The following is a 6,362-nucleotide window of genomic DNA, read 5'->3' on the forward strand; positions in this document are numbered from 1 at the left end:
GAACATGCAAGAGCTCAACCGAACCCGCCAGAGCTCCTATTATAGTGCCTATCGTGGCCTGGCGGATAGCCGCACAGTTGAAAATGATACGGCAACGTCGATAACAAACACACATGACGGTATTTCTATGCAACACGAGTATCAGGACATTCTCGTTTCAGACATTGTCAGCGGTGTACTGACAATCACGCTGAACCGCCCCGAAGCCTACAATGCATTGCGTACGCAGCTGCTGAGCGAAATGGCCGATGTACTGGACAGTGCCGCTCAGAATGATGAGATCCGTGCGGTGGTTGTAACCGGTAACGAGAAGGTCTTTGCCGCGGGTGCTGATATCAAGGAAATGGCCGCGCTGGATGCGGTGGGCGTACTGAATGACCCCCGTGTGGGCCACTGGCGTCGTATCGCGCAGTTCCCCAAACCCCTTATTGCAGCCGTAAATGGCTTTGCACTCGGCGGTGGCTGCGAGCTTGTCATGCACGCGGATATTGTGATCGCGGGTGACAATGCCCAGTTCGGCCAGCCTGAAATTAATCTGGGTATCATCCCGGGCGCCGGTGGCACCCAGCGCCTGCTGCGCACGGTGGGCAAATCGATGGCCATGCAGCTCGTGCTGTCGGGTGAATTCATCACGGCTGCTCAGGCGCGTGATTTCGGCCTGGTCAGCGAAGTGACCATTCCTGAGCGTTCTCTTGAGCGTGCAAACGAGCTGGCACGCAAGATCGCAACCAAACCGCCCATCGCCGTTCGTCAGGCAAAAGAAGTCTTGCTGAAAGCCTATGAAACCACGCTCGACAGTGGTCTGAGCCTGGAGCGCAAGGCATTTACCCTGCTGGCTGCTACCGAAGATCGCAATGAAGGCATTGCCGCCTTTATGGAAAAACGTAAACCGAACTTCACAGGAAAATAACACCATGGCTTACGAAACGATTGAATTCGAGATTACTGACGGGGTTGCGGTACTGACCCTGAACCGTCCGGACCGGATGAACAGTTTCAACACCGAGATGCATGCTGAGGTTCGTGATGCACTTAAGCAGGCCAAAAAAAGCGAAGACGTGCGCTGCCTGCTGATCACCGGTAACGGCCGCGGCTTCTGTGCCGGTCAGGACCTGAGTGATCGTAACGTTGATCCCAACGCGGAAATGCCAAACCTGGGTGAGTCGATCGAAAAGAACTACAACCCGCTGATCCGCAGCCTGCAGGCGCTGGAAATGCCGGTTATCTGTGCCGTGAACGGTGTGGCTGCCGGTGCCGGCGCCAACATCGCATTCGCCTGTGACATCGTCCTGGCTGCACGCTCTGCATCCTTTATCCAGGCATTCTGCAAAATCGGCCTGGTGCCGGATTCAGGCGGCACCTGGACACTGCCACGACTGGTGGGTCATGCACGCGCCATGGCGCTGTCCATGCTGGGTGACAAAATCAGTGCCGAGCAGGCAATGGCCTGGGGCATGATCTGGAAATGCGTCGACGACGAGTCTCTGAAAGACGAAGCGCTGGCGATGGCCAAGCAGCTTGCGACTCAGCCGACCAAAGGCCTGACCTTGATCAAGCGTGCCATCCAGTCCAGCTGGAACAACAGCTTTGATGAGCAGCTGGATCTGGAACGTGACCTGCAGACACTGGCCGGTCGCACTGAAGATTACCGTGAAGGCGTTGCCGCTTTCATGGAGAAACGTCAGCCCAACTTCAAAGGCAAGTGATCATGAGCATGTTTACCACTGACTCCGTCATTGGCGTAATTGGTGCCGGTACCATGGGTGCCGGCATCGCTCAGGTGGCTGCCAAGGCCGGCCACCCTGTACTTCTGTTCGACGCGGCAGAAGGTGCCGCCGAGCGTGGCCGTAAAAATATCGGCAAGGGCCTGCAAAAGCTGGTCAGTCGCGGCAAGATGACCGCTGAGGATGTAGACGCACTGGTGGGCCGTATTCAGGTCATCACGTCGCTGGATGAGATGGCACCGGCAGCGCTGGTGGTTGAGGCCATTGTTGAGCGCCTGGATGTGAAACAGAGTGTATTTGGCCAGCTGGAAGAGATCTGCTCCGAGCAGACCGTACTGGCAACCAACACCTCTTCAATTTCTGTTACCGCCATTGGCAGCACGCTGAAGCGCCCGCAGAACCTCGTGGGCATGCACTTCTTCAACCCGGCTCCGATCATGAAGCTGGTTGAGGTGATCAGCGGTCTGGATACCAAGCCGGAAATTGCCGATGCGATCTTCCAGCTCTCCGCCAGCTGGGGCAAGAAGCCTGTCCATGCAAAGTCCACCCCGGGCTTTATCGTCAACCGCGTTGCGCGCCCGTTCTACGCGGAAGGATTCCGTATCTTCCAGGAAGGCGGTGCCGATAACGTGACCATCGATGCGGTGATTCGTGAAGCCGGCGGTTTCCGCATGGGTCCCTTCGAGCTCACCGACCTGATCGGTCACGATGTGAACTATGCGGTCACCTCCTCCGTGTTTGCCGCCTATTACAACGATCAGCGCTTCCTGCCGTCCCTGATTCAGCTTGAGCTGGTCAATGCCGGGCACTTTGGCCGCAAGACCGGTAAAGGCTTCTATGATTACAGTGAGGGTGCTGAAAAGCCGGCGCCGCAGACCGCACCGGAAGCGGCCAAGCCCAACAGCGTCACCATTGAAGGCGATCTGGGCGTTGCCGAGCCTCTGGTTGCCCAGTTTGAAGCGGCCGGTATCACTGTAAACCGCACCGAAGGCGATGGCCGCATTCAGGTAGGCGATGCCACGCTGATGCTGACCAACGGCCAGTTCACCACGGTACGTGCTGCTGAAATCAGCAATCGTAACCTGATCCACTTCGACCTGGCGCTGGACTACGCCGAGGCGGGCCGCATCGCGCTGGCTCCGGCCGACAAGGCGGACGCCAAGGCCGTAGAGCAGGCGACCGGCCTGTTCCAGGCAGCCGGCAAGGCCGTCAGCATCATCGACGACATTCCGGGCATGATCATCATGCGTACCGTTGCCATGCTGGCCAATGAAGGCTTTGACGCCGTTAACCAGCAGGTCTGTAACGAAGAAGCGGTCGATATCGCCATGCAGGGCGGTGTCAACTATCCCCGTGGTCCGATCGCGTGGGCCAATGGCGTGGGCCTTGCCCGCATTCTGAATGTACTGCGCAACCTGGGTGCGAGCTACGGTGAAGACCGTTACCGTCCCTCTCCCCTGCTGCTGCGCAAGGTTGCCGGAGGACGTCAGGCATGAAGGTTTCCGAGATGACCCCCGAACAGCTGGCCGTTGCTTCCAGCGCGGCCATGCATGAGAACGACCACGCCGCTCAGGCGCTGGATATCAGCATTGACGAAACCCGCCCGGGCTATGCCCGTTTGAGCATGAAGGTCCGCAAGGACATGCTCAATGGCCACAACATGTGCCATGGCGGCTTCATCTTTACCCTGTCTGACACGGCGTTTGCGCATGCGTGCAACAGCTACAACAAGGTGACTGTAGCCAGTGGCTGCAGCATCGAATACGTCGCGCCCGGCTTCCTGGGAGACACCCTCACAGCGGTGGCTCAGGAGCGTCAGCGCAAGGGCCGTACCGGTGTGTACGACATCACCGTTTACAATCAGAACAATGAAGAGCTGGCTTTCTTCCGTGGCAAGTCCTACCAGATCAAGGGGACACTGCTGCCTGAAGACGAACCGGCCGCCTGAGGAGAAACCCAATGAAAGACGCCTTTATCTGTGATGCCATCCGCACACCGATCGGCCGCTATGCAGGCACCCTGGCCAGCGTACGCGCTGACGATCTGGGTGCGATCCCCATGAAAGCGCTGATGGAGCGCAACCCTGAAGTTGATTGGACTCAGGTCGACGACGTGATCTACGGCTGTGCCAACCAGGCCGGTGAAGATAACCGTAACGTCGCTCACATGTCCTCTCTGCTGGCGGGTTTGCCGGTAGAAGTGCCGGGTACCACCGTTAACCGCCTGTGTGGTTCCGGTATGGATGCAGTGGGCCTGGCGGCACGCTCCATCAAGTCCGGTGATACGGAACTGATGATCGCGGGCGGCGTTGAATCCATGTCACGTGCCCCCTTCGTCATGGGCAAGGCGGAATCCGCCTTCACCCGTAACCCGAACGGTCTGTACGACACCACCATCGGATGGCGTTTCATCAACCCGCTGATGAAGTCTCAGTACGGCGTTGATTCCATGCCGGAAACAGCTGAGAACGTGGCAGCTGATTTCAACATCAGCCGTGAAGATCAGGACGCTTTTGCGGTGCGCAGTCAGCAGCGTACAGCTGAAGCGCAGAGCAATGGCAAGTTGGCGGAAGAGATCATTCCGGTCACCATCCCGCAGCACAAGGCTGACCCGATCATCTTCGATACCGATGAGCACCCGCGTGCCAGCACCACGCTGGAAGGTCTGGCCAAGCTGAAAGCACCTTTCCGTGAAGGCGGGTCCGTCACGGCCGGCAACGCGTCCGGCGTCAACGATGGTGCATGTGCCCTGATTCTGGCCAGTGCTGAAGCGGCCAAGGCCAACGGCCTGGTACCCAAGGCGCGTATCGTGGCGATGGCAACTGCCGGCGTTGAGCCGCGCATCATGGGCTTCGGTCCGGCACCTGCTGCACGCAAGGTACTGGCAAAAGCCGGCCTGAGCATCGAAGATATGGATGTTATCGAGCTGAATGAAGCCTTTGCCGCTCAGGCACTGGCCGTGACACGTGACCTGGGTCTGCCCGATGATGCTGCACACGTTAACCCGAACGGCGGCGCGATTTCTCTGGGCCACCCGCTGGGCATGAGTGGTGCACGCCTGATCACCACCGCCATGTATGAGCTGCACCGTACCGGCGGCCGTTATGCACTGTGCATGATGTGTATCGGTGTCGGTCAGGGTATTGCAACCATTATTGAACGCGTCTGATCCCCGATTCAGGTGCCAGAATTCCAACTATTACAAACAACGGGATAACAATAAGCATGAAAGATCAACAGCCGATGATGCGTGGATCCCTCGAAGAAATTGAAACTGCCAGCATTGATGAACTGCGTTCATTGCAGCTGCGCCGTCTGCGTTGGAGCCTCGCGCATACGTATAACAACGTGCCTCATTTCAAGCGCAAGTGTGACGAGAAAGGTGTTCACCCGTTCGAGCTGAAGAGCCTCGAAGACCTGAAACACTTCCCGTTCACAACCAAACAGGACCTGCGTGACAACTACCCGTACGGCATGTTTGCCGTGCCCATGGATGAAGTGGTGCGCATCCACGCTTCTTCCGGCACGACCGGCAAGCCGACCGTAGTGGGCTATTCCCAGAACGATATCGACACCTGGGCCAACGTAGTTGCACGCTCCATTCGTGCAGCCGGTGGTCATCGCGGTGACAAGGTACACGTATCCTATGGTTACGGCCTGTTTACGGGCGGCCTGGGCGCCCACTATGGCGCTGAACGTCTGGGCTGCACCGTCATTCCGATGTCTGGCGGCCAGACCGAGAAGCAGGTACAGCTGATTCAGGACTTTGAACCTGACATCATCATGGTAACGCCCTCCTACTTCCTGAACATCCTCGATGAAATGGAACGTCAGGGTGTAGACCCGCGTGACCTGCCGCTGCGTACCGGTATCTTCGGTGCAGAGCCCTGGACTGACGAAATGCGCAAGAATATCGAGCAGCGTGCCGGTATCAGCGCCGTCGACATCTATGGTCTGTCCGAGGTCATGGGTCCGGGTGTTGCCATGGAGTGCATCGAAACCAAAGACGGCCCCACCATCTGGGAAGATCACTTCTACCCGGAAATCATCGACCCGAATACTGGCGAAGTGCTGCCGGACGGTGAATATGGTGAACTGGTCTTCACTTCACTGACCAAGGAAGCCATGCCGGTTGTGCGTTATCGCACCCGCGACCTGACCCGCCTGCTGCCGGGTACTGCGCGCCCGATGCGTCGCATCGACAAGATCACCGGTCGTTCCGATGACATGCTGATCATCCGTGGTGTAAACGTGTTCCCGACCCAGATCGAGGAGCAGATTCTCAAGGTTCCGGCCCTGGCACCGCACTACGAGATTATCATCACCAAGAACGGCAACCTGGACATGGTTGAGGTGAAAGTCGAGCTGGCTCCGGAAGCCACCGGCACTGATGAAGCGGCTGTGGTGAAGGAGCTGCAGCACCACATCAAGTCGTACATCGGTATCAGCACCAAGATCAACATCGTGGATGCCGGCAGCATTCCGCGCTCTGAAGGCAAGGCCAAGCGCGTTTCAGATCTGCGCAAGTAAGCCTTTCTCGGGTATTAAAAAGCCGGCTTGATGCCACTGCTGTCCCATAAATGGCAGCAAATGAGAAAGCCTGAATCCAAGTGAGTAAAATGAGAGTGCGACCAAACAC

The 6,362-nt window shown here is 57.8% G+C and carries 6 protein-coding genes; all 6 read left to right on the forward strand.

The features are described from left to right. The first annotated feature begins 127 nt into the window (after positions 1-127). The 6 genes from paaF to paaK are packed head-to-tail and all read left to right on the forward strand — an operon-like array spanning position 128 to position 6,253. The gene (gene paaF / locus H9C73_RS10840) at positions 128-910 is read left to right on the forward strand and encodes a 2,3-dehydroadipyl-CoA hydratase PaaF (protein WP_209287842.1); all 783 of its coding nucleotides are present in this window, start codon (positions 128-130) and stop codon (positions 908-910) included. Positions 911-914: 4 nt separating this feature from the next. Continuing rightward, positions 915-1,706, forward strand: coding sequence for a 2-(1,2-epoxy-1,2-dihydrophenyl)acetyl-CoA isomerase PaaG (gene paaG, locus H9C73_RS10845; RefSeq protein ID WP_209287843.1), 792 nt, complete (start codon positions 915-917; stop codon positions 1,704-1,706). A gap of 2 nt (positions 1,707-1,708) precedes the next feature. Beyond that, complete coding sequence (paaH, locus tag H9C73_RS10850) at positions 1,709-3,220, forward strand: 3-hydroxyacyl-CoA dehydrogenase PaaH (protein WP_209287844.1); 1,512 nt, start codon at positions 1,709-1,711, stop codon at positions 3,218-3,220. Next, positions 3,217-3,672: a hydroxyphenylacetyl-CoA thioesterase PaaI gene (paaI, locus tag H9C73_RS10855; RefSeq protein WP_209287845.1), complete on the forward strand. Its 456-nt coding sequence runs from the start codon at positions 3,217-3,219 to the stop codon at positions 3,670-3,672. The genes paaH and paaI overlap by 4 nt, the downstream gene beginning before the upstream one ends. Positions 3,673-3,683: 11 nt before the next feature. Continuing rightward, positions 3,684-4,892, forward strand: coding sequence for a 3-oxoadipyl-CoA thiolase (gene pcaF, locus H9C73_RS10860; RefSeq protein WP_209287846.1), 1,209 nt, complete (start codon positions 3,684-3,686; stop codon positions 4,890-4,892). A 56-nt stretch (positions 4,893-4,948) separates the two neighbouring features. Then, positions 4,949-6,253, forward strand: coding sequence for a phenylacetate--CoA ligase PaaK (gene paaK, locus H9C73_RS10865; RefSeq protein WP_209287847.1), 1,305 nt, complete (start codon positions 4,949-4,951; stop codon positions 6,251-6,253). The last annotated feature ends 109 nt before the right edge of the window (positions 6,254-6,362 follow it).

The organism is Marinobacterium alkalitolerans, assembly GCF_017776525.1.
GTDB lineage: Bacteria > Pseudomonadota > Gammaproteobacteria > Pseudomonadales > Balneatricaceae > Marinobacterium > Marinobacterium alkalitolerans.